Below are 23539 nucleotides of genomic sequence, written 5' to 3'. Positions count from 1 at the left end.
GGGTCACCAGCCGCGCTCGCGCCATTCGTCGAGGTGGGGACGCTCGGCGCCGATGGTCGTCGCGTCCCCGTGGCCGGGGTGGACCACCGTGTCGTCCGGAAGCGAGAAGCAGCGACGCGTCACGTCCCCGAGCAGGGAGGTGAAGTCCTCCGGTGTCTCCGTCCTGCCGACGCCGCTGGGGAAGAGGCTGTCGCCGGAGAAGAGCTGCGTCGGGCCGTCCTGGCCTGCAACCTGGCCTGGAAGGATCACGCCGAGGCCGCCCGGGGTGTGCCCGCGCAGCAGGACGAGCCGCATGCCGAGCCCGTCGAGGGCGGGGGAGGAGGTCGTGAAGGCCTCCGGTGCGTCGTCGTCGGGGTCAGTACCCCAGGTCACGTCGACGGCGGCGGGCAACGCCGGAGCGTCCTGCACCGAGGCGTGGTGCCGCGCCCCGGTGGCGGCGAGGACCTCCTCGAGCGCCTGGACGTGGTCGAAGTGCTGGTGCGTGGTGAGCACGTCGGTGATGCGGACGCCGGCTTCCTCGGCGAGGGCGAGCAGGTGGGGTGCGTCGGCGGCGGCGTCGATCAGCAGGGCGTCGCCCTCGACGCTGACCAGGTAGCAGTTGTTGCCCATGGGGCCTACTGTCGTCGTGGTGATCTGTGCTGAAGTCATGGCACCACCATAACCCGTATCCCGTTCGATTATCCGTTCGACTGTGTCCGGGCCGTCACGTACCATGGCGGGGACGAGCACAACGTGCAACCACAACTTGCGACATTCCATGAAGGAGACCCGGGGTGGCTGAGATCCTCACCGTGCGCGGAGCGCGCGAACACAATCTGCAGGGCGTGGACATCGACCTGCCGCGTGAGCGGATGATCGTCTTCACCGGGCTCTCCGGCTCGGGTAAGTCGTCCCTGGCCTTCGACACGATCTTCGCCGAGGGGCAGCGGCGCTACGTCGAGTCGTTGTCGTCCTACGCCCGGCAGTTCCTGGGGCAGATGGACAAGCCGGACGTCGACCTCATCGAGGGGCTGTCGCCGGCGGTGTCGATCGACCAGAAGTCGACGAACCGCAACCCCCGGTCGACCGTCGGTACGATCACGGAGATCCACGACTACCTGCGACTGCTGTTCGCCCGTACCGGCGTGGCGCACTGCCCGGAGTGCGGTGAGCGCATCGAGGCGCAGACGCCGCAGCAGATCGTCGACCAGATCCTGGAGATGGAGCAGGGGCTCAAGTTCCAGGTCCTCGCTCCGGTGGTGCGGACCCGGAAGGGCGAGTTCGTGGACCTCTTCGAGGACCTCGCCTCGGACGGCTACTCGCGTGTGCTGGTGGACGGGGAGACCTACCGCCTGTCCGACCCGCCCACCCTGGAGAAGCAGGTCAAGCACGACATCGACGTGATCGTGGACCGTCTGCAGGTCAAGGAGTCGCAGAAGCAGCGGCTCACCGACTCGGTGGAGACCGCGCTGCGCCTGGCGGACGGCCGGGTGGTCATCGACTTCGTGGGTCTCGACGACTCCGACGACAACCGTTACCGGCGGTTCTCCGAGCACATGGCCTGCCCGAACGGCCACCCCCTGGCGATCGACGAGCTCGAGCCGCGCAGCTTCTCCTTCAACAGCCCCTACGGCGCCTGCCCGGTGTGTGACGGTCTCGGCACCCGCCTGGAGGTCGACGAGTCGCTGATCATCCCGGACCCGGACGCCCCGCTGATCACGGCGATCGCCCCGTGGGCGTCGAGCCCGAACCACAAGTACTTCGACAAACTGCTCGCGGCGTTGGCGGAGAACATCGGCATCAGTGCGCAGACCCGGTGGTCGGAACTGACGAAGAAGGAGCGCAAGGCGGTCCTCCACGGTCACCCCGAGGAGATCACGGTGCGCTACCGCAACCGTTACGGCCGCTCGCGCCAGTACTCCGCGCCTTTCGAGGGCGTGATGCCCTACCTGCACCGCAAGATCGACCAGGCCGAGAGTGAGCACCAGAAGGACCGCTTCCTGGGGTACATGCGCGAGGTCCCGTGCGTGGCCTGTGAAGGCACCCGCCTGCGCCCGGAGATCCGGATGGTCACCATCGGCTCCGAGGTCGGCGAGATGTCCATCGCCGACGTCTCGGAACTGAGCATCGAGGCCGCCAGTGACTTCCTCGACCGGCTGAGCCTGTCCAAGCGCGACGAGATGATCGCCGGGCGCGTGCTCAAGGAGATCCAGGCGCGGTTGACGTTCCTGCTCGACGTGGGCCTGAACTACCTGAACCTGTCGCGTGCCGCGGCCACCCTCTCCGGCGGCGAGGCGCAGCGTATCCGCCTGGCCACGCAGATCGGGTCCGGGCTGGCCGGTGTGCTCTACGTGCTCGACGAGCCGTCGATCGGGCTGCACCAGCGTGACAACAAGAGGCTGATCAGCACCCTCAAGCACCTCCGGGACATCGGCAACACGCTGATCGTCGTGGAGCACGACGAGGAGACGATCCGCACGGCCGACTGGCTCGTGGACATCGGCCCGCGTGCCGGCGAGTACGGCGGACGGATCGTCTACGAGGGCGAGCCGGACGGCATCATCGACGCCGAGGAGTCGCTTACCGGGCAGTACCTGTCCGGGCGCAAGGTGCTCGCCGTGCCGGACAAGCGTCGCCCGGTCGACACGTCCCGCAAGATCACCGTGCACGGGGCGACGGAGAACAACCTCAAGGATGTCACCGTCGACTTCCCCCTGGGGATCCTGACCTGCGTCACCGGGGTGTCCGGCTCCGGAAAGTCGAGTTTGGTCAACGGTATCCTCGCGCAGGTGCTGGCCAATGAGCTCAACGGTGCCCGCCAGGTGCCCGGCCACCACCGCAAGGTCACCGGCCTCGACCAGCTCGACAAGCTCGTACGTGTGGACCAGAGCCCGATCGGGCGGACGCCCCGGTCGAACCCCGCGACCTACACGGGTGTCTTCGACAAGATCCGCAACCTCTTCGCCGAGACCACCGAGGCGAAGGTCCGCGGCTACAAGGCGGGCAGGTTCAGCTTCAACGTCAAGGGCGGGCGCTGTGAGGCCTGCCGCGGTGACGGCACGCTGAAGATCGAGATGAACTTCCTGCCGGACGTCTACGTGCCCTGCGAGGTGTGCGAGGGTGCCCGGTACAACCGGGAGACCCTGGAGGTCCACTACAAGGGCAAGACCATCTCCGAGGTCCTCGACATGCCCATCAGCGAGGCCGCCGAGTTCTTCGCCCCGATCACCTCCATCGCCCGGTACCTCGTGACCCTGGTCGACGTGGGCCTGGGTTACCTGCGGCTCGGGCAGGCGGCGACCACGCTGTCCGGTGGTGAGGCCCAGCGAGTGAAGCTGGCCAGTGAACTGCAGAAGCGCTCCAACGGCCGGACCGTCTACATCCTCGACGAGCCGACGACCGGACTGCACTTCGAGGACATCCGCAAGCTCATGCTCGTCATCCAGGGACTCGTGGACAAGGGCAACACCGTGCTGGTCATCGAGCACAACCTCGACGTGATCAAGGCGGCGGACTGGCTGATCGACATGGGCCCGGAGGGCGGTTCCGGTGGTGGCACCGTGGTCGCCGAGGGCACTCCCGAGCAGGTGGCCGCCGTGGAGGCGTCCCACACCGGCCACTTCCTCAAGGAGATGGTCTGACCGGTCAGGCCTGTCAGACCGTTCAGACCCCGGCGGGGGTGTCCGCCGTGTCGGTGCGGTGGCGTTCCCGCAGTACCGCGGTCACCAGCAGGATCGCACCGCAGATGATGAAGGCTGCGACCTGGATCAGCCCGGCCAGGGCGGACAGGTCGTAGAAGACCAGTTTTGCCGTGGCGAGCAAGGCCAGGGCCAGGCCGACCGCACCGTTGTCCCGGGCGAGCATCATCACGCCCAGGCTCATCCAGGTCACCGACATCACGAGGTGCCCGGCCATGAACGCCAGGTCCCCGGTGCTGAAGGTCATGAAGATCAGCGGGATCGCCGAGCTCACGACGATGAGCAGGACGGCGGCGAGACCGACGATGATCTCCTTCGTCGCTCCCAGCACCCCGGCCGACCGCAGTATCAGCGCCCCGGGCACCGCCAGCAGGACAAGCACCGGCCATGTCAGGATCGGCGAGGCAGGTGTGTCGAACCACGCGGGTGCCACCCGGGGCAGGCAGTAGGCGAGGGTCAGGATGAAGACGGTCCACACCAGGGTGACCGGCAGCCTGTCGGCCAGGACGATCAACGTCGTGGCGATCGCCAGCAGGACGATCATCCACACCATCGCCTCCACCGAGTAGATGTCCATCTGGCGGGTGGCGACCACGATGACTAGGCCGGCGACGCCGCAGCACAGTGCACACCGCAATCCGCCGGCCACGGTCGGTGGATTCTGGTCACCGTCGACCGGTCGCAGTGCGGCCCCGGTGACTGCAGCGCCGACGACCGCGAAGGCGGTGGTGGCACCGGCGATCACCAGGCAGGCCACGACGCCACCGGTCACGCCGAGGTCGCTGTCGTCGTCGCCGGAGGACGACACGAGGAGCATCACGGGCAACAGCGAGACAGGGATCCACCGGGAGAACACCGACAGTGCCGTCGGCTGCAGCGGCGGCGACAGGGACAGCCACGCCATCACCAGCACCCCGACGAGACCGCTGACGGCCAGCGCCGTGTGCTGGCCGCCGACGTCGAGGACGAGGAGTCCCAGGACGTAGACCGCGGCCGATGTCCCGGACGCGGCGGGCCACGGGCGGTGCCATGTGGTCGTGGCGCCGAGCAGTCCCAGGACGATCAGCGCGAGAGCGTCGAACCGCGTCGTCGCCGTGACGTCGAGCAGGTAGATGATCGCCGGGGTGAGGAACACCGTGCCTGCCGCCACGAGGATCACGGCGAGCGGTTGGCGTCCCCACGCCCAGGCGGTGAACAGGCCTGCCACCGCGAGCGCGGCGACCAGGACGATCCCGGCGGTGGGTGCCAGCCACTCAAGGCCGAACACCAGAACCCAGAGATCGGTGAACAGGCCCAGTACTCCTACACTCAGCAGCGCTGGCGCGGACGGCCCCCGTGGGCTACGACGGTGCACGATGAAGGCCAGGGCGATCAGCGCCAGGCAGATCACCGCTGCACCGGTCACCGCGGTGGCGGGTCCGAGCCAGCCGCGGCTGAACGCCTGGACGGCAAGGAACACCAGTCCGATCACGGTGATGACCGCGCCGAGGATCGAGACCCCGACGGTGATCTTGTCCTTGTCCGCCATGTACGACGCCACGGGGCCGGGGGCGGAGGCAGAGGCGTTCGGGAAAGGACGGTGCGGGACGGCCGCAGTCGGGTACGGATGCCGTGCGGGGTGCTGGATCGGTGGTTGCTGTACTGGTTGCTGCCCGGCAGGTGGCCCGGCAGGCCAGGCCTCGGGGCGTGGCTGCTGTTGCGGCGGGGGAGAGGTGCCCGCAGGCGCCCCCGGATGCTCGGCGTACGTACGGTGCTCTGGGGTCTCTGGGTTGTCTAGGCTTTCGAGTCTGCCGAGGACTTCGGAGGCGATGCGGACGGTGTCCCGGTGTGCGATCTCAGACCTCCGCAGCGACTCGCGTAGGTCTTCCCCCAACCTCCCCAGGTCAGCTCGTGAACCATCCGGTGTGGAAGTTCCATTCATACGCTTTAAGCTAGCAGTGTTCGCCGCGGGGCAGGAGGACTTGTTTCCCGTCCGGGGTACTGCTATGGTCGTGTGCACTACCGCCTGTCAATGATGGCAGGCTGCAAGTGGAGTCTCTCCCACCTGAGACCGCCTTCGTGCAGGGCTCGGGTCAACGAACGGTCGTCGTGTCCACCACAACGTGTGTGGATCGACGGCCGTCCGAGGTGCGGTGCCTGTGCGCCGCCCGGGGAGATTGCGCTCGCAGTACGCGGTACACGTTTCTACCACTGCTACTGAGGAGTTCTCATCAGCGCACAAGCTCGCATAAACGACCGGATTCGAGTTCCCGAGGTCCGACTCGTCGGTCCGGGGGGCGAACAGGTCGGTATCGTCCGAATCGACGATGCACGCAAGCTGGCCTATGACGCCGACCTCGACCTCGTCGAGGTGGCACCGAACGCAAAGCCGCCCGTGTGCAAGATCATGGACTTCGGCAAGTTCAAGTACGAACAGGACCAGAAGGCTCGCGAGGCTCGCAAGAACCAGCAGCAGACCGTGGTCAAGGAGCAGAAGTTCCGCCCCAAGATCAGCGACAACGACTACGAGACGAAGAAGTCCAACGTGGTTCGTTTCCTGGAGAAGGGGTCGAAGGTCAAGGTCACGATCATGTTCCGCGGCCGTGAGCAGTCCCGCCCCGAGCTGGGCTTCCGACTGCTCGAGCGACTCGCCGAGGACGTGCGTGAGTACGGCGTTGTTGAGACCCGGGCCAAGCAGGACGGTCGCAATATGACGATGGTGCTGTCCCCCGTCCGCAAGGGCAAGAAGTAGCACCTCCGACGTCGGTCGGCACCCATTCACGAAGAAGTTAAGGATCCACGATGAAGCAGAAGACCCACAAGGGCACCGCCAAGCGCATCAAGGTCACCGGTTCCGGCAAGCTGCGCCGCGAGCAGGCCAACCGCCGTCACCTCCTGGAGGGCAAGCCCTCCAAGCGCACCCGTCGCCTCAAGGGCACCGAGGACGTCGCTCCCGCCGACGTCAAGCGCGTCAAGCGCCTGCTGGGCAAGGCTTAAGCCTTCCTGCCCGTCTCGACTCGAATCCCGTAATTCCCGGGAACCGAGGGAACAACCTCCGGTGCCCGAACATCAAGAAGCCAGAAGATAAGGACGTCCCACCATGGCACGTGTCAAGCGCTCAGTGAACGCGAAGAAGAAGCGTCGCGAGATCCTCAACGAGGCCTCCGGCTACCGCGGCCAGCGCTCCCGCCTGTACCGCAAGGCCAAGGAGCAGGTCCTCCACTCGAAGACCTACGCCTTCCGCGACCGTCGCGCACGCAAGGGTGAGTTCCGCAAGCTGTGGATCCAGCGCATCAACGCCGCCGCCCGTGCGAACGACATCACCTACAACCGTCTGATCCAGGGCCTGCGTCTCGCCGGCATCGAGGTCGACCGTAAGAACCTCGCCGAGATCGCCGTCTCCGACGCCGCTGCGTTCACCGCCCTGGTCGACGCCGCCAAGGCCGCCCTCCCCGAGGACGTCAACGCCCCCGCGTCCAACTAAGGACCTGCGGCGGTAACGCCGAACGTTTCACCGCGCCCGCCGGTATCGTGCATTTCACGACGCCGGTCGGCGCGGTTTCGTGTATCCACGGCAGGTTGGGGGAGCGGGGCGTTTCATGTCCGGGGTCGGCGCTAGAATCTGGAGCCATGACTTCACTGCCCTCCGCGCCTTCGCCCGCACGCCCCCTCGCCTCCGACTGGCGGACCTGGATGGGCGATGAACCGTTCACCGAACGCACCCCGCGCATCGTCAACGCCGCGAAGCTGCACCGCGCCCAGGCGCGCCGCAAGGCAGGACGCTTTGTCGCCGAAGGCGCCAACGCGGTGACCTCCGCCCTCGCCCACGGTGACGTGGTCGAGGTGTACCTCACCGAGCAGGGCCTGGAGGCCGTCGGCGGCGAGCTCGACCGGCTCACCGCCGAGCGTGAGGTCATTCGGGAATCGGACGCCGACGGCGACGGCCCCGTCGGCGAGGCCCGTGGCGTGCGCGTCCACCTGATCACCGACCGCGCGGCCAGGGCCCTGTCGGAGTCGGTCACCCCCACCGGCATCTTCGCGTTGTGCACCACCTGCGTCACCGACCTCGACGGGCTGGCCGAGCGTGCGCTGCACGGCAGCATGCTCGCCGTGCCCGTGGAGACGGCGGAACCGGGTAACGCCGGTGCGCTCGTCCGCGTCGCCGACGCCACCGGCGCCGCAGGCGTCGTCTTCGCCGGCTCCAGCGTCGACCCGCAGGGCGGCAAGGCCGTCCGCGCCTCGGCGGGTTCGGTCTTCCACCTCCCGGTGGTCCGGCACACCGGCGTCGCCGAGGTCATCGACCAGCTCCACGAGTGGGGCTACACCGTCCTGGCGACCTCCGGTGAAGGGGACGTCTCCCTCGACGACGCCGCCACCGCGCAGGACGGACCGGCGTTGCTCGCCGGCAAGGTCGCCTGGCTGTTCGGCAACGAGGCCCACGGTCTCGGCGACTGGCAGGACCTGGCCGACGTGAGGGTCTCCATCCCCATGGCGGGCATGGCGGAGAGCTTCAACCTCGTCACCGCCGCGGCGATCTGTCTGTACGAGACGGCCCGCGTCGCCCGCCGGGGCTGAGGTCCGCGGTGTTCACGTCCCCGACACCCCGCAGTGGTGGGGGTCATTGGTATTATCTTGAGTCGACTCCAAAAGGGATCGACCGGGACAAGATTGAGTGCGAGGTGCGCTAGGTGGCTGACGACATCGACATGAGTGAAGCCGGGTTGGACGCTGCGGCTGAGGCCGCGGAGAAGGCGTTCTCCGCGGCGGGGAACCTCGACGAGCTGGCCACGTTGCGGCGTGACCACCTCGGCGACGACGCCCCCGTGCCCGCGGCCCGGCGCAACCTCGGCTCGCTGCCGAAGGACCAGCGCAAGGACGCCGGCCGGCTGGTCAACCAGGCGCGCGGACGTATCGAGAAGGCCTTCGCCGCGGCGAAGACCGTGCTCGAGGAGCGGCGCAACGCAGAGGTTCTCGCCGCCGAGCGTATCGACGTCACCGAGCCGACCACCCGTGGCCAGCGTGGCGCGCAGCACCCGATCACCATCCTCTCCGAGCAGATCGCCGACATCTTCGTGGGCATGGGCTGGGAGATCGCCGAGGGGCCGGAGGTCGAGGCGGAGTACTTCAACTTCGACGCCCTGAACTTCCTGCCGGACCACCCGGCCCGCACGCTGCAGGACACCTTCCACGTCGGGCCCGAGGGCTCCGGCCAGGTGCTGCGTACCCACACCTCCCCGGTGCAGGTCCGCACGCTGCTGGAACGCGACGTCCCAGTCTACATCGCCTGCCCCGGCCGGGTGTTCCGCACCGACGAGCTCGACGCCACCCACACCCCGGTCTTCCACCAGGTGGAGGGGCTGGCCGTGGACAAGGGCCTGACGATGGCGCACCTCAAGGGCACCCTCGACCACCTGGCACGCACCCTCTTCGGTGAGGACGCCACCACCCGCATCCGCCCGAACTACTTCCCCTTCACCGAACCCTCCGCAGAGGTCGACGTGTGGTTCCCCAACAAGAAGGGCGGCCCGGGCTGGATCGAGTGGGGCGGCTGCGGCATGGTCAACCCCAACGTCCTGACCGCCATGGGCGTGGACCCGGAGGTCTACTCCGGTTTCGCCTTCGGTATGGGCATCGAGCGCACCCTCCAGTTCCGCAACGGCCTTCCGGACATGCGTGACATGGTGGAGGGCGACGTCCGCTTCACCGAGCCCTTCGGCATCCGTGGCTGATTCCGCAGCAGAACCCCGCACCAACCCGTACCACCTAGAGGAACCGAGCACCCGTCAATGCTGATCTCACAGTCCTGGCTCACCCGCCTTCTCCAGACCTCCACCGCGCCGTTCTCCGTGCCCTCCGAGGAGCTGGACGCCGGCTTCGTGCGCGTCGGCTTCGAGACCGAGGGCTACGAGCGCATCGCCGAGACCACCGGGCCGCTCGTCTTCGGCCGGGTCGCCTCCATCGAGGAGCTCGAGGGGTTCAAGAAGCCGATCCGCTACGTGGACGTCGACGTGGCCGACGCCAACGGCACCGGCGAGCTGCAGCACATCATCTGCGGTGCGCGGAACTTCCGCGAGGGTGACATCGTCATCGCCTCCCTGCCCGGTGCGGTGCTGCCCGGCGGGTTCGAGATCAGCGCCCGCGAGACCTACGGCCGCACGTCCGAGGGCATGATGTGCTCCGCCGCCGAGCTGGGCCTGGCCAAGGTCCAGACCGCCGGCATCATCGCCATCCGTGGCGACGAGGCGCAGGACGCCCGGATCGCCGTGGGCGCGGACGCCCGCGAGTTCCTCGGCCTCGACGACACCGTCTTCGACGTCAACATCACCCCGGACCGCGGCTACGCGCTGTCCGCCCGCGGCCTCGCCCGTGAACTCGCCAGCTCCTTCTCCCTGACCTTCCGCGACCCGGCGAAGGACCCGGCGGCCGCCGCGCTGCCGACCGACCTGCTCGCCGGTCTGCCGCAGGGCACCGGGCGAGGCGATCTGCCGGAGGTGACCGTCGACGAGGCCACGAAGTGTGCCCGTTTCGGCATCCGAAAGGTCGTCGGCGTCGACCCGGCCGCCGAGTCCCCCTACTGGCTGCAGCGTGAACTGCTGCTGTGCGGTCAGCGTCCGGTCAACGCCGCGACGGACGTGACGAACTACGTCATGTTCCTGCTCGGGCAGCCGATGCACGCCTTCGACGCCGACCGCATCACCGGTGACCTGCACGTCCACCTCGCCCCCGAGGGCAGGACGATCACCACGCTGGACGGTGTGGAGCGCACCCTGTCCGGTGAGGACGTCGTGATCTCCGACGCCACCGGCATCCAGTCGATGGCCGGGGTCATGGGAGGTTCGACCTCCGAGATCTCCGCCTCGACCACCAGCGTGTACTTCGAGGCCGCCTTCTTCGACCAGATCACCGTGGCCCGTACCTCGCGTCGCCACCGCCTGTCCTCGGAGTCCTCGCGTCGTTTCGAGCGTGGCACCGACCCGGCGGTCATCGAGGCCGCCCTCGACTTCGCCGTCGCCCTGCTGACCCGCATCGCCGGTGGCGAGGTCGTCGCCGGTGTCAGCCTGGTCGGTGAGGTTCCCGCCATGCCGGTGATCGACATGCACACCTCGCGTCCGGGCAAGACCGCCGGGATGATCTACCCGACCGGCACCACCGTCTCCCGGCTCACCGAGGTCGGCTGCACGGTCCGTGAGACCGGGGAGCGCGACGCGAACGGGGCCAAGGCCATCGAGGTCACCCCGCCCACGTGGCGTCCCGACCTCACCATGCCCGCCGAGCTCGTCGAGGAGGTGCTGCGGCTCGAGGGGCTCGACAAGATCCCCTCGATCGTGCCCACCGCCCCGGCCGGACGTGGCCTCTCGCCGCGCCAGCGGATGCGCCGTTCGGTCGGTCACGCCCTGGCGTGGAACGGCTACGTGGAGATCCTGCCCAGCCCGTTCATCGCCAACGACGTCTTCGACGTCTGGGGTCTGGACGCCGACGACCCGCGCCGCTCGGCCGTCCGCGTGCTGAACCCGCTGGAGAGCGACGTGGCGACCATCGGCACGAGCCTGCTGCCGTCGATGATCGACTCACTGCGCCGCAACATCACCCGCGGTCAGCACGACGTGGCCCTCTACGGTGTCGAGCAGGTGACCCTGCCCACCGAGGTCTCGGGCACCTCGCCGATGCCCTCGGTGGCGCAGCGCCCCTCCGAGGACGAGGCGGCGACACTGCTGGCGTCACTGCCGTACCAGCCGCTCAACGTCGCGGTCATCGCCGCGGGCGACCGCGTCCTGCAGGGAACCTGGGGTGCCGCCGAGCCTTTCGAGGCGTCCGACGTGCTGGAGGCGGCGACGGTCATCGCCCGCGCCGCCGGCGTCGAGGTCACCCTGCGCAACGCGGAGTACCTGCCGTGGCACCCCGGACGCTGCGCCGAGATCGTCGTGGGTGGCGCAGGCGAAGCGGCGTGGGAGACCGTGGTCGGCCACGCTGGTGAGCTGCACCCGCAGGTCTGCGAGCGGGCCGGTCTGCCGAAGCGGACCGTGGCGCTGGAGATGAACCTCGACGCGTTGCCGCTGGCGGAGTCCTTCCCGCGCCCGGTGCTCTCACCCTTCCCCGCGGTGAACCAGGACGTCGCCGTCGTCGTCGACGAGACGACCCCGGTCGCCGACGTGGAGGCCGCGCTGGTCTCCGGTGCCGGAGAACTGCTGGAGCACATCCGGTTGTTCGACGTCTACCACTCCGACGCCCTGGGCGAGGGCAAGCGGTCGCTGACCTTCACCCTGCGCTTCCGCGCCGCCGACCGCACGTTGACCGAGGACGAGGCGTCCGAGGCACGCGGCGCGGCCGTGGACGCCGCGGCGACCGCCGTCGGCGCGACGCTGCGCGGCTAGACCGCGCGGGGCAGGGGGGCGTCCTGCATAAAAACCGGATTCGTGCATAACTTGCGCTCGTGGTCGTGCGGGTGCATACTTGCACGATGATATCCATCGCAGTCGCAGGCGCCAGCGGGTACGCCGGTGGCGAGGCCCTCCGCCTCCTCCTCAACCACCCCGGCCACGGCCGGGACTTCCGGATCGGCGCACTCACCGGTGCGTCCAATGCCGGCCAGCGCTTCGGGGACCTCGTCCCCGGCCTGCCGCAGCTCGCCGACCGCACCGTCGAGGAGACCACCAATGAGGTCCTGGCCGGCCACGACGTCGCCATACTCGCCCTGCCGCACGGGGTGTCGTCCTCCCTCGACCTCGGCGACACCGTGGTGCTGGACTGCGGCGCCGACCGGCGGCTGACCGACAAGGCCGACTGGGACGCCTACTACGGCGGCGACTACCCCGGCAGCTGGCCCTACGGCATCCCCGAACTGCCCGGCAACCGCGACACCATCGCCGCGGCGTCCGGCGTCGCCGTGCCCGGCTGCTTCCCGACCGGGGCCACCCTGGCCCTGCTGCCCGCCATGGCCGCCGGCCTGATGATCCCCGAGGTGTCCGTCGTCTCCGTCACCGGCGTCACCGGCGCCGGCAAGAAGCCCGCCGTCGCCCTGCTGGGCGGGGAGACGATGGGCAACGTGCGGGCCTACAAGGTCGGCACGCACCGGCACACCCCGGAGATCGCGCAGAACATCCGTCGCGTCCTACCTGGTGGTGGTGCCGCTGGGTCCGGTGGCGCGAAGGTCACCTTCACCCCGGTCCTGGCACCGCTGGGACGTGGCATCCTGACCACCGTCACCGCCGCCGCGAACGGCAGCGCCGCCGAGTTGCGCGCCGCCTACGAGGACTACTGCGCCGACGAACCCTTCCTCCACCTGCTTCCCGAGGGCGAACAGCCCGAGGTCAAGAGTGTGGTCGGAACCAACATGGCGCACATCCAGGTCACCGTGACCGACGGTGTGGTGGTCGCCACCAGTGCGATCGACAACCTGACCAAGGGCACCGCCGGCGCCGCCGTGCAGTGCCTCAACCTGATCCAGGGCTGGTACGAGACCGCCGGCCTGCCGATGGCCGGACTGTAGGAGAACAACGGACATGAGCGATACCTTCGACCCGAACGACTCCGCGACCTTCCCGGACCACATCACCGAGCCCCGGGACACCGAGCCGGAGAACGCCGTGGAGCAGACCACCGAGGCCCTCGGCGTCACCGCCGCCGCCGGCTTCCGCGCGGCCTCGACCACCGCGGGCATCAAGCCGTCCGGCAACCCGGACATGGCACTCGTCGTCAACGACGGCCCCGAGTACGCCGCCGCGGCGGTCTTCACCCGCAACCGGGTCGTCGCCTCGCCGGTGAAGCTCACCCGCGCGAACAACGACGGCACCTTCCACGCGGTGATCCTCAACGCCGGCAACGCCAACGCGTGCAACGGCGCCCAGGGCGACGTGGACGCCGCGGCCACCGCCGACGCCGTCGCGGAGCACCTCGGCGTGGCGTCCTCCGAGATCGCCGTGTGCTCCACCGGCCTGATCGGCGACACCCTGCCGATGGACAAGATCCTGGCCGGCGTGGAGACCCTGACCGGCCAGGTGGGGGACGACCGGGCGCAGTCCCCGGAGGCGGGCACCGCCGCCGCCGAGGCGATCATGACCACCGACCTGGTCAGCAAGCAGGCCGTGTACCACGGCGACGGCTGGTCCCTCGGCGGTATGGGCAAGGGTGTGGGCATGATGGCCCCCTCGCTGGCCACGATGCTGATCGTGCTGACCACCGACGCCCACGTCGAGGACCCGGCACCCGCGCTCAAGGCGTCCAGCGAGGTCACCTTCGACTGCGTCGACATCGACGGTTCCACCTCCACCAACGACACGGTGATCCTCATGGCCAACGGCGCTTCCGGCGTGACCCCCGACGACGTGGAGTTCCGCGCCGCCGTGCACGCCGTGTGCCTCGACCTGGCGCGCCAGCTCCAGGCCGACGCCGAGGGCGTGACCAAGCGGGTGGCGATCACCGTCACCGGCACCGACTCCGACGCCGAGGCGAAGACCGCCGCCCGCGTCCTCGGGCGCGACAGCCTCTTCAAGTGCGCCATGTTCGGCTCCGACCCGAACTGGGGACGCACCCTCGCCGCCGTGGGCATGGCGCCGGTGGCCATGGACCCCGACGGTATCTCGGTCAGCTTCAACGGCCACCCCGTCTGCGTGGACTCCACCGGCGCCCCCGGGGCCCGGGACGTGGACCTCTCCGGCGAGGACATCGACGTCCTCGTCGACCTCGGCACCGGGGGAGAAGGCAAGGCCACGGTCTGGACCACGGACCTCTCCCACGACTACGTCCACATCAACTCCGCCTACAGCTCCTAGACGACGAGGGAAACACCATGACCGAACCTGACCCCGAGAAGGTCGTCTACCGCGGCGCCACCGACCTCGACCCGGCGACCCGGGCGAACGTGCTCGCCGAGGCACTGCCCTGGCTGCTGCACTACCGCGACAAGATCGTGGTGGTGAAGTACGGCGGCAACGCCATGATCGACGAGGAACTCAAACAGGCCTTCGCCGCCGACATGGCCTTCCTGCGCTCGGTCGGCGCCCACCCGATCGTGGTCCACGGCGGCGGCCCCCAGATCACCGAGATGCTGGAGAAGGTCGACCTGCCCGGCGAGTTCGTCGGCGGGTTCCGGGTGACGACCCCGGAGACCATGGAGTACGTGCGCATGGTGCTCTTCGGCAAGGTCGGACGCGAACTGGTGAACCTCATCAACCAGCACGGCCCCTTCGCCGTGGGCACCTCGGGGGAGGACGCCGGCCTGTTCACCGCCGTCAAGCGCACCGCCACGGTGGACGGGGTCGAGGTCGACCTGGGCCGGGTCGGCGACATCTCCCACGTCAACGCCGAGGTGCTGATGGACCTCATCGACGCCGGACGCATCCCCGTCGTCGCCCCCTTCGCCCCCGACGAGGACGGGCTGGTCCACAACATCAACGCCGACACCGCGGCCGGCGCGCTGGCCGCCGCCGTCGGCGCGGAGCGCCTCGTGGTGCTCACCAACGTGGAGGGCCTGTACACCGACTGGCCGGACAAGAGTTCCCTGGTGTCCAGGATCGCCCCGGACCAGCTCGAGAAGATCCTGCCGGACCTGGACTCCGGCATGATCCCGAAGATGGAGGCCTGCCTGTCCGCCGTGCGCACCGGGGTCTCCGCGGCACACGTGATCGACGGACGTGAGCGCCACTCCGTGATCCTCGAGCTCATGACCGAGGGCGGCATCGGCACGATGATCGCCCGTGACGACTGGGAGTCGCCCCATGCCTGAGAACGACACGAAGAACTGGAAGTCCGGCTGGAAGTCAGCCTGGGAGTCCGCGGTGATGCCCACCTACGGCACCCCGGAGATCGAACTGGTCTCCGGCTCCGGCGCGCGGGTCACCGACGCCGACGGCCGGGAGTACATCGACCTGCTCGCCGGCATCGCGGTCAACGCCCTGGGCCACGCCCACCCGGCGATCGTGCAGGCCGTGAGCGACCAGATCGCCACGCTGGGGCATACCTCGAACATCCACGCACACCCGCAGGCCATCGCGCTGGCCACCGCCCTTCAGGGCCTCATCGCCCCGGACGCCCAGGTGTTCTTCTCCAACTCCGGCGCCGAGGCCAACGAGGCGGCGTTCAAGATCGCCCGGCTCACCGGACGTGGCCGCGTGCTGGCCGCCGAACACGGGTTCCACGGCCGTACCATGGGTGCACTCGCGCTCACCGGCCAGCCGGACAAGCGGGCACCCTTCGAACCGCTGCCCGGCGGCGTGGAGTTCTACCCCTACGGGGACATCGACGCGCTGCGTTCCCTCGTCGAGCAGGACGGCCTGGTGTCTGACACCGCGGCGATCTTCCTGGAGTCGATCCAGGGGGAGACCGGCGTGGTGCCTGCACCCGAGGGTTTCCTGCGTGACGTCCGCGCCCTGTGCGACGAGTACGGGATCCTCATGGTCGTGGACGAGGTCCAGGCCGGGATGGGACGCACCGGACAGTGGTTCGGCTACCAGGTCGAGGACGTCCTGCCGGACGTCGTCACCCTGGCCAAGGGGCTCGGCGGCGGCCTGCCCATCGGCGCCTGCGTCGCCGCGACCCCCGCCGCCCAGCTGCTGGCCAAGGGCCAGCACGGTTCGACCTTCGGCGGCAACCCCGTGGCCTGCGCCGCCGGCAACGCCGTGGTCGACACGATCCGTTCCGAGAACCTTCTCGAGCACGTCGTCGAGATGGAGAAGCTGGTCCGCGCCGAACTGGAGCCGCTGGACACCGTCTCGCACATCCGCGGACGCGGCCTGATGCTCGGCGTGGTGCTCACCGAGGCCCACCCCGGGCTCGTCGGTCAGGCACTGGCCGCCGGACTGCTGGTCAACCAGCCGGCGCCGGACGTCCTGCGTCTCGTCCCCCCGTTGACCGTCACGGAGACCGACCTCCGTGAATCCCTCACCACCATCAAGGAGCTGCTGTCATGACCCGTCACTTCCTCGCCGACGACGCGGTGACCGTCGCCGAACAGGCCGAGATCCTCGACCTGGGTATGGAGATGGTCCAGGACCCCTACCGCACGAGCCTGCGTAACAAGTCCGTGGCCGTGCTGTTCGACAAGACCTCGACCCGCACCCGTTTCTCCTTCGACGTGGGCATCAACCAGCTCGGCGGACACCCCGTCGTGGTGGACTCCGGCAAGTCCCAGATGGGCAAGAAGGAGTCCTACCAGGACACCGGCGCGGTGCTCTCCCGCTTCGTGGACGCCGTGGTGTGGCGTACCGGCGCGCACCAGAACCTGCACGACATGGCGGAGACCGCCACCGTGCCGATCATCAACGCGCTGTGCGACGACTTCCATCCCTGCCAGATCCTCGCCGACCTGCTGACCATCCGTCAGCACAAGGGGGAGCTCAAGGGGCTCAAGGCCGTCTACCTCGGCGACGGGGCCAACAACATGGCCAACTCCTACATGCTCGGTTTCGCCACCGCCGGGGTGGACATCACCATCGCCGCTCCGCAGGGCTTCCAGCCCGAACAGCGTTTCGTCGACCGCGCGCAGGCCCGTGCCGACGAGACCGGTGCCACGCTGACGGTGACCGACCGACCGGACGTGACCGGTGCGGACGTGGTCATCACGGACACCTGGGTGTCCATGGGCATGGACGCCGACCGCGACACCGAGGCGCTGGAGCCCTTCCAGGTTACCGCCGAGATGATGGCGACCGCCGACAAGGACGCGGTGTTCATGCACTGCCTGCCCGCCTACCGCGGCTACGAGGTGGCCGCCGAGGTGATCGACGGTCCGCAGTCGATCGTCTTCGATGAGGCGGAGAACCGGCTCCACGCACAGAAGGCGCTGCTGGAATGGCTGCTGCGCTGAACAACCCGAACGGACCGAACAACACGGGGCCGCTGACCCGCTCGGCCCGGCAGGGACTGATCTCGCGCCTGGTCGAGGGCCGTCGTGTGACGAGCCAACGCCAGCTGCTGGACCTGCTCGCCGACGAAGGGGTCGACATCACCCAGGCCACGCTGTCCCGCGACCTGGTGGACCTCGGGGCGCGCAAGGTGCGCTCCGAGGGGCAGTCGGTCTACAGCCTCGGCTCGCCGGACGGGGAGATCCCCGCCGACGGCCCGGCACGCCTGCGCCGCATCCTCGTGGAACTCCTGGTGGGCACCGACCACTCCGGCAACACCGCGGTGCTGCGCACCCCGCCGGGCGCGGCGCAGTACCTCGCCAGCGTGATCGACCGCTCGGAGCTGCCGGAGGTGGTGGCCACCATCGCCGGTGACGACACCGTCTTCGTGCTGGCGAGGGACCCCGTCGACGGGCGTGCCCTGGCAAAGCACCTCCACGAGATCTCGGTGTCGCCGGCCCCGGCGGTTCTGTCCCCACCGGCCGTGGACGACCACGCACCAGATAGACTTGACCCAACGCAACCCTCATCCGAAAGGACCGACGAACAACATGACTGACCGCGTCGTACTCGCTTACTCCGGTGGCCTCGACACCACCGTCGCCATCCCCTACCTCAAGCAGATGACCGGCGGCGACGTCGTCGCCGTCTCCATCGACCTCGGCCAGGGCGGCGAGGACATGGAGTCCGTCCGCCAGCGCGCCATCGGCGCCGGTGCGGTCGAGTCCATCGTCGTCGACGCCCGTGACGAGTTCGCCGAGGAGTACTGCCTCCCGACCATCAAGGCGAACGCGATGTACATGAAGCAGTACCCGATGGTCTCGGCGATCTCCCGCCCGCTGATCGTCAAGCACCTCGTCGAGGCGGCGCAGCAGCACGGCGGCACCCACGTGGCCCACGGTTGCACCGGCAAGGGCAACGACCAGGTCCGCTTCGAGGTCGGTTTCATGGACACCGACCCGTCCCTGAAGATCATCGCCCCGGCCCGCGACTTCGCCTGGACCCGCGACAAGGCGATCGCCTTCGCCGAGGAGAACAACGTCCCGATCGAGCAGTCGGCGTCCTCGCCGTTCTCCATCGACCAGAACGTGTGGGGCCGTGCCGTGGAGACCGGGTTCCTGGAGGACCTGTGGAACCCGCCGACGAAGGACCTCTACGCCTACACCGAGGAGCCGTCCCTGGGACAGGCCCCCGACGAGGTCATCATCTCCTTCAAGTCCGGCAAGCCCGTGGCGATCGACGGCCGTGAGGTCACCGTGCTGCAGGCGATCGAGGAGCTCAACCGTCGTGCCGGTGCGCAGGGCGTGGGCCGTCTCGACATGGTCGAGGACCGCCTGATCGGCATCAAGTCCCGCGAGGTCTACGAGGCCCCGGGTGCCCTGACCCTGATCCGTGCCCACGAGGCGCTGGAGGACGTGACCATCGAGCGCGAGCTGGCCCGCTACAAGCGCGGCATCGACGCCGAGTGGTCCAACCAGGTCTACGACGGACTCTGGTTCTCCCCGCTGAAGCGTTCCCTGGACGCCTTCGTCGAGTCCACCCAGGAGCACGTGACCGGCGACATCCGCCTGGTCCTGCACAACGGTTCGATCGTGGTCAACGGGCGTCGCTCCGACTCCTCGCTCTACGACTTCAACCTGGCGACCTACGACACCGGCGACACCTTCGACCAGACCATGTCGAAGGGCTTCGTGGAGCTGCACGGCCTGTCCTCCAAGATCGCCAACAAGCGCGACCGCGGCGGGAAGTAAGGACACATGACCGACAAGCCGACCGAGAAGCCGATCGAGAAGCACGGCACCAACGAGGGCGCACTGTGGGGCGGCCGGTTCGCCGGCGGACCCACCGAGGCGATGGCCGCGTTGAGCAAGTCGACGCACTTCGACTGGGTGCTGGCCCCCTACGACGTGCTGGCCTCCACGGCGCACGCCAAGGTGCTGCACCGGGCCGGGCTGCTCTCCGACGAGGACCTGGCCACGATGCTCGACGGGCTCACCCGCCTGGGTGAGGACGTCGCGTCCGGCGCCTTCGGTCCGGACGCCGGCGACGAGGACGTCCACGGCGCGATGGAGCGCGGGCTGATCGACCGGGTCGGCCCGGAGGTCGGCGGTCGGTTGCGTGCGGGTCGTTCCCGTAACGACCAGGTCGCCACGTTGTTCCGCATGTGGGTGCGCGACGCGGTGCGTGAGACCACCGACGGGGTGCTCGACGTGGTCGACGCCCTGGTCGCGCAGTCCCAGGAGAACCCGGACGTGGTGATGCCGGGCAAGACGCACTTCCAGGCGGCACAGCCGGTGCTGCTGGGACACCAGCTGCTGGCGCACGCGCAGCCGTTGCTGCGCGATGTCGCCCGGTTCCGTGACCTGGACAGGCGTCTGGCCGTGTCCCCGTACGGCTCCGGCGCGCTGGCGGGTTCCTCGCTGGCGCTGGACCCGGAGGCGATTGCCGCGGACCTCGGTTTCGACTCCGCCGGCGACAACTCGATCGACGCGACGAGTTCGCGCGACTTCGCCTCGGAGACCTCCTTCGTGCTGGCGCAGGTCGCCGTGGACCTGTCGCGTCTGGCCGAGGAGATCATCGCCTGGTCGACCCCCGAATTCGGCTACGTGACCCTCGCGGACGAGTGGTCGACCGGTTCGTCGATCATGCCGCAGAAGAAGAACCCGGACGTCGCCGAGCTGATGCGTGGCAAGACCGGCCGGCTCATCGGCAACCACACCGGCCTGCTGGCCACGCTCAAGGCACTGCCGTTGGCCTACAACCGTGACCTGCAGGAGGACAAGGAGCCCATCGTCGACTCGGTGGCGCAGCTGCGGCTGCTGCTGCCGGCGATGGCCGGGCTGGTCGGCACGCTGACCTTCCACCCGCAGCGTCTGCGCGAGCTCGCTCCCGCCGGGTTCACCCTGGCCACCGACCTCGCCGAGTGGATGGTCCGCCAGGGTGTTCCCTTCCGCGACGCCCACGAGGCGTCCGGTCAGTGCGTGCGCATCGCCGAGAGCAGGGGAGTGGACCTGGTCGACCTCACCGACGACGAGCTGTCCGGCGTGCACCCGGGGCTCACCCCGGAGGTCCGCGAGGTCCTCACCGTCGACGGTGCGGTGGCATCGCGCTCGACCCGCGGCGGCACCGCCGGCGTGCGGGTCGCAGAGCAGCTCGGACGCGTCGAGGACGCGGTCGCCGACGCGCGGGTGTGGACGGGGACACCGCTGCGCTGATAGCGTCCGGTGTCATGAACACCATGTACGCCGTCAACTACACCGCCGCACGGCTCCGGTCCGCCGGAGTCGTCGGTGGGTGCACACGGTAACGCGCGTCGTCGCGCGTCACCCGGGGGAAGTAGACAACGCCAACAGGCGCACCCGCCGCTCAGCCAGTCCAGCCGGGCGGCGCTTTCGGCGCGCCCGGAACACGTCCCGGACGCAGGTCCACACCAGGACCCGTCGGGACAGCTTTTCCGCGGAGTGTGCATTTCCTTGCCTACCTACAGGCCCAACAACGGTCGTCACGAGAACGGCCAGAACTACCTCGTCAACGACGCGACGATCAGGAAGGTCGTCGGACTCGTCCACCGAGATGACGGCGATGACAGAGTTGACAGAGATGACAGAGGCGACACCGTCGAGATCGGTCCCGGTCACGGTGCGCTGACGTTCCCGCTCCAGGACCGGGTCCTGCGCGGCGGAGGCGGCGGGTCGCTGACCGTCGTCGAGATCGACCCGGACAACGTCCGGTGGCTGGAGCAGAGACTGGACCCGGCCGTCCACATCGTCGAGCAGGACTTCCTCGAGTTCCTCCTGCCCGACTCGCCGTACCGCATCGTGGGCAACCTGCCGTTCCACCTGACCACGGCGATGCTGCGACGGGTCCTGCATGCTCCGGGGTGGACCGATGCGGTGGTGATCACCCAGTGGGAGGTCGCACGGCGACGCGCCGGTGTCGGTGGCGCGACGATGATGACGGCGCAGTGGTGGCCGTGGATCACCTTCGACCTCCACGGACGGGTGCCCGCCGGGCACTTCCGTCCGCGTCCGACGGTGGACGGGGGAGTGCTGGTGATGAGTCGACGGCGCGAGCCTCTCCTCGACGTCCGGGACCGTGCACGCTACCGTGCCTTCGTTCATGGGGTCTTCACCGGGAAGGGCCACGGGATCAGGCAGATCCTGGTCCACGCGTCGCGGCGACGCGGGCCCGGCGGCATCCGCGGCCGTGGCGTGCGGGACGTGCAGGACGCACTGCGTGAAGCGGGTGTGCCGGACGCTGCACTGCCCAAGGAGCTGGACGCCACGCAGTGGGTCAGCCTGTTCACCACCCTGTGCGGACGGGGGCCGCGAATGCGGATAGACTGAGCGCATGATCGATTCCCGACTTCTCGAGATCCTCGTGTGCCCCCAGGACAAGCAGTCCCTGGAGGTCCACGGTGACTATCTGGTCAACCCACGGCTGAGCGTGGCCTATCCGGTGCAGGACGGCATCCCCGTCCTGCTCGCCGACGAAGCCGTCAGCTGGCCGCTGACCGGTATCTAACTCCATCACGGGAAGTACAGAAGGAACCACAGGAATGACCGACAACACCAACATCCTCGACGAACTGCAGTGGCGGGGCCTCGTCGCACAGTCCACCGACCTCGACGCCCTCCACGAGGAGCTCGACACCCCGACCACCGCCTACGTCGGCTTCGACCCGACGGGCCCGTCGCTGCACGCCGGGCACCTGGTGCCGCTGCTGATGCTGGCGCGTCTGCAGCGTGCCGGGCACACGCCGATCGTCATGGCCGGCGGTGCCACCGGCATGATCGGAGACCCGCGCGACGTCGGGGAGCGCACCATGCTCTCGGTCGACGAGGTCGCAGCGAACGTCGAGCGGATCAAGAAGCAGCTCGCACGGTTCGTCTCCTTCGAGGGGGACAACGCCGCGATCCCGGCGAACAACATCGAGTGGACCGAGAAGATGACGGCCATCGACTTCCTGCGTGACCTGGGGAAGAACTTCGGCCTGAACACGATGCTCGCCAGGGACACGGTGAAGCGTCGCCTTGAGTCGGACGGGATGAGCTACACCGAGTTCTCCTACATGCTGCTGCAGGCCAACGACTTCGTGGAGCTGCGTCGCGCGCACGACTGCCGGCTGCAGATCGGTGGATCCGATCAGTGGGGCAACATCGTCTCGGGTGTCGACCTGAACCGTCGGCTGGACGGGGAGACCGTCCACGGCCTCACCGTCCCACTGGTCACGGACTCGGAGGGACGCAAGTTCGGTAAGTCCACCGGTGGCGGCAAGCTCTGGCTCGACCCGGAGATGACCAGCCCGTACAGCTGGTACCAGTACTTCCTGAACGCGGCGGACGCCGACGTGATCCGTTACCTGCGTTGGTTCACCTTCCTCGACCAGGTCGAGCTGGACCGGTTGGCGCAGGAGGTGGCTGAGCGACCGTTCAAGCGGGAGGCCCAGCGGGTGCTCGCCCGTGAGATGACGTCCCTGGTCCACGGTGACGAGGCGGTGGCGAAGGTCGAGAAGGCTGCGGAGGCACTCTTCGGTAAGGCAGAACTCGCCGAGCTCGACGAGCAGACCCTGGGAGGTGCACTGTCGGAGACCGAGGTCGCCGAGGTCGCACCGGGGACCGGGGTCGTGGACCTGTTGGTCGCCACCGGACTGGAGAAGTCGAAGGGTGCTGCTCGCCGGACGATCGGTGAAGGTGGTGCCTACGTGAACAACGTGCGCGTCTCCGACCCGGAGTGGGCACCGGGTTCGGAGGACCTCCTGGCCGGTGACTGGCTCGTGCTGAGGAAGGGCAAGAAGCGCTTCGCCGGCGTGCACGTCGGCTAGAACATCCCTTCCACGGAAGGAGAAATGGCCCCGCAACCCGCTGACCAGCGAAGTTGTGGGGCCATCGGCATGTGTGTAGATTAATGCGAGTCAGCGAGACACCGGGAAACAGTCCGGGTGGTGCTGGCACGAGGTGCACACTTCATCGGCTGTTAACCGCCGGGTTGCGTACTCGCAACGTGATGGTGTACCTTGAATCTCAGCCGCAACGGCGTCCCCTT

General features: G+C 68.7%; 19 protein-coding genes and 1 pseudogene. 18 read left to right on the top strand and 2 right to left on the bottom strand.

Going from position 1 to position 23539, the window contains the following annotated elements:
* Nucleotides 1-3 precede the first annotated feature (3 nt).
* Nucleotides 4-648, bottom strand: coding sequence for an MBL fold metallo-hydrolase (locus ACT3UN_RS06650; RefSeq protein WP_301441936.1), 645 nt, complete (start codon nt 646-648; stop codon nt 4-6).
* Between the two features lie 125 nt (nt 649-773).
* On the opposite strand from ACT3UN_RS06650, the gene uvrA reads away from it, so the two are divergent.
* Nucleotides 774-3620 carry an excinuclease ABC subunit UvrA gene (gene uvrA, locus ACT3UN_RS06645; RefSeq protein WP_301441935.1) on the top strand — a complete coding sequence of 949 codons (2847 nt, stop codon included), beginning with the start codon at nt 774-776 and terminating at the stop codon, nt 3618-3620.
* 22 nt (nt 3621-3642) lie between these two features.
* Here uvrA and ACT3UN_RS06640 read toward each other — a convergent pair whose 3' ends face one another.
* Nucleotides 3643-5205: a hypothetical protein gene (locus ACT3UN_RS06640; protein ID WP_301441934.1), complete on the bottom strand. Its 1563-nt coding sequence runs from the start codon at nt 5203-5205 to the stop codon at nt 3643-3645.
* Nucleotides 5206-5886: 681 nt separating this feature from the next.
* Here ACT3UN_RS06640 and infC point away from each other — a divergent pair.
* The 17 genes and pseudogenes from infC (at nt 5887) to tyrS (ending at nt 23318) form a co-directional block, all read left to right on the top strand.
* On the top strand, nt 5887-6408 hold the full coding sequence (gene infC / locus ACT3UN_RS06635) for a translation initiation factor IF-3 (protein WP_301441943.1): 522 nt from the start codon (nt 5887-5889) through the stop codon (nt 6406-6408).
* A gap of 50 nt (nt 6409-6458) precedes the next feature.
* Nucleotides 6459-6653, top strand: coding sequence for a 50S ribosomal protein L35 (gene rpmI, locus ACT3UN_RS06630; protein WP_075815429.1), 195 nt, complete (start codon nt 6459-6461; stop codon nt 6651-6653).
* Nucleotides 6654-6756: 103 nt separating this feature from the next.
* Complete coding sequence (rplT, locus tag ACT3UN_RS06625; protein WP_301441933.1) at nt 6757-7140, top strand: 50S ribosomal protein L20; 384 nt, start codon at nt 6757-6759, stop codon at nt 7138-7140.
* A gap of 146 nt (nt 7141-7286) precedes the next feature.
* Nucleotides 7287-8231 (top strand): TrmH family RNA methyltransferase, encoded by a 945-nt coding sequence (locus ACT3UN_RS06620; RefSeq protein WP_441579219.1) that lies wholly within the window; start codon nt 7287-7289, stop codon nt 8229-8231.
* Nucleotides 8232-8362: 131 nt separating this feature from the next.
* Nucleotides 8363-9385 (top strand): phenylalanine--tRNA ligase subunit alpha, encoded by a 1023-nt coding sequence (pheS, locus tag ACT3UN_RS06615; protein ID WP_301441941.1) that lies wholly within the window; start codon nt 8363-8365, stop codon nt 9383-9385.
* A 57-nt stretch (nt 9386-9442) separates the two neighbouring features.
* On the top strand, nt 9443-12028 hold the full coding sequence (gene pheT / locus ACT3UN_RS06610; protein ID WP_444656794.1) for a phenylalanine--tRNA ligase subunit beta: 2586 nt from the start codon (nt 9443-9445) through the stop codon (nt 12026-12028).
* A gap of 86 nt (nt 12029-12114) precedes the next feature.
* Nucleotides 12115-13143 carry an N-acetyl-gamma-glutamyl-phosphate reductase gene (gene argC / locus ACT3UN_RS06605; RefSeq protein ID WP_444656793.1) on the top strand — a complete coding sequence of 343 codons (1029 nt, stop codon included), beginning with the start codon at nt 12115-12117 and terminating at the stop codon, nt 13141-13143.
* A gap of 13 nt (nt 13144-13156) precedes the next feature.
* Nucleotides 13157-14425, top strand: a complete 1269-nt coding sequence (gene argJ / locus ACT3UN_RS06600) for a bifunctional glutamate N-acetyltransferase/amino-acid acetyltransferase ArgJ (protein WP_444656792.1) — start codon at nt 13157-13159, stop codon at nt 14423-14425.
* Nucleotides 14426-14442: 17 nt separating this feature from the next.
* Entirely contained in the window at nt 14443-15378 is a 936-nt protein-coding gene (argB, locus tag ACT3UN_RS06595) for an acetylglutamate kinase (RefSeq protein WP_301441929.1), read from the top strand.
* Nucleotides 15371-16561: an acetylornithine transaminase gene (locus ACT3UN_RS06590; protein ID WP_301441928.1), complete on the top strand. Its 1191-nt coding sequence runs from the start codon at nt 15371-15373 to the stop codon at nt 16559-16561. The genes argB and ACT3UN_RS06590 overlap by 8 nt, the downstream gene beginning before the upstream one ends.
* A complete protein-coding gene (gene argF / locus ACT3UN_RS06585) occupies nt 16558-17457 on the top strand; it encodes an ornithine carbamoyltransferase (protein ID WP_441582751.1) in 900 nt (299 codons plus the stop codon). The genes ACT3UN_RS06590 and argF overlap by 4 nt, the downstream gene beginning before the upstream one ends.
* Nucleotides 17442-17930: pseudogene (locus tag ACT3UN_RS06580) on the top strand (arginine repressor); the annotation flags it as partial. The gene argF and the pseudogene ACT3UN_RS06580, both read left to right, overlap by 16 nt.
* Nucleotides 17931-18045: 115 nt before the next feature.
* Nucleotides 18046-19245 (top strand): argininosuccinate synthase, encoded by a 1200-nt coding sequence (locus ACT3UN_RS06575; protein ID WP_301441925.1) that lies wholly within the window; start codon nt 18046-18048, stop codon nt 19243-19245.
* A gap of 33 nt (nt 19246-19278) precedes the next feature.
* Nucleotides 19279-20709, top strand: a complete 1431-nt coding sequence (gene argH / locus ACT3UN_RS06570) for an argininosuccinate lyase (RefSeq protein ID WP_301441940.1) — start codon at nt 19279-19281, stop codon at nt 20707-20709.
* 258 nt (nt 20710-20967) lie between these two features.
* A complete protein-coding gene (gene erm, locus ACT3UN_RS06565; RefSeq protein ID WP_301441924.1) occupies nt 20968-21840 on the top strand; it encodes a 23S ribosomal RNA methyltransferase Erm in 873 nt (290 codons plus the stop codon).
* Between the two features lie 4 nt (nt 21841-21844).
* Nucleotides 21845-22018: a Trm112 family protein gene (locus tag ACT3UN_RS06560; RefSeq protein ID WP_301441923.1), complete on the top strand. Its 174-nt coding sequence runs from the start codon at nt 21845-21847 to the stop codon at nt 22016-22018.
* Nucleotides 22019-22052: 34 nt separating this feature from the next.
* Nucleotides 22053-23318: a tyrosine--tRNA ligase gene (gene tyrS / locus ACT3UN_RS06555; RefSeq protein ID WP_441583135.1), complete on the top strand. Its 1266-nt coding sequence runs from the start codon at nt 22053-22055 to the stop codon at nt 23316-23318.
* The last annotated feature ends 221 nt before the right edge of the window (nt 23319-23539 follow it).

Origin of the sequence: Corynebacterium sp. AOP12-C2-36 (genome assembly GCF_052379185.1) — a bacterium.
Classification (GTDB): domain Bacteria; phylum Actinomycetota; class Actinomycetes; order Mycobacteriales; family Mycobacteriaceae; genus Corynebacterium.
This window is presented reverse-complemented; position numbering and strand designations above follow the sequence as displayed.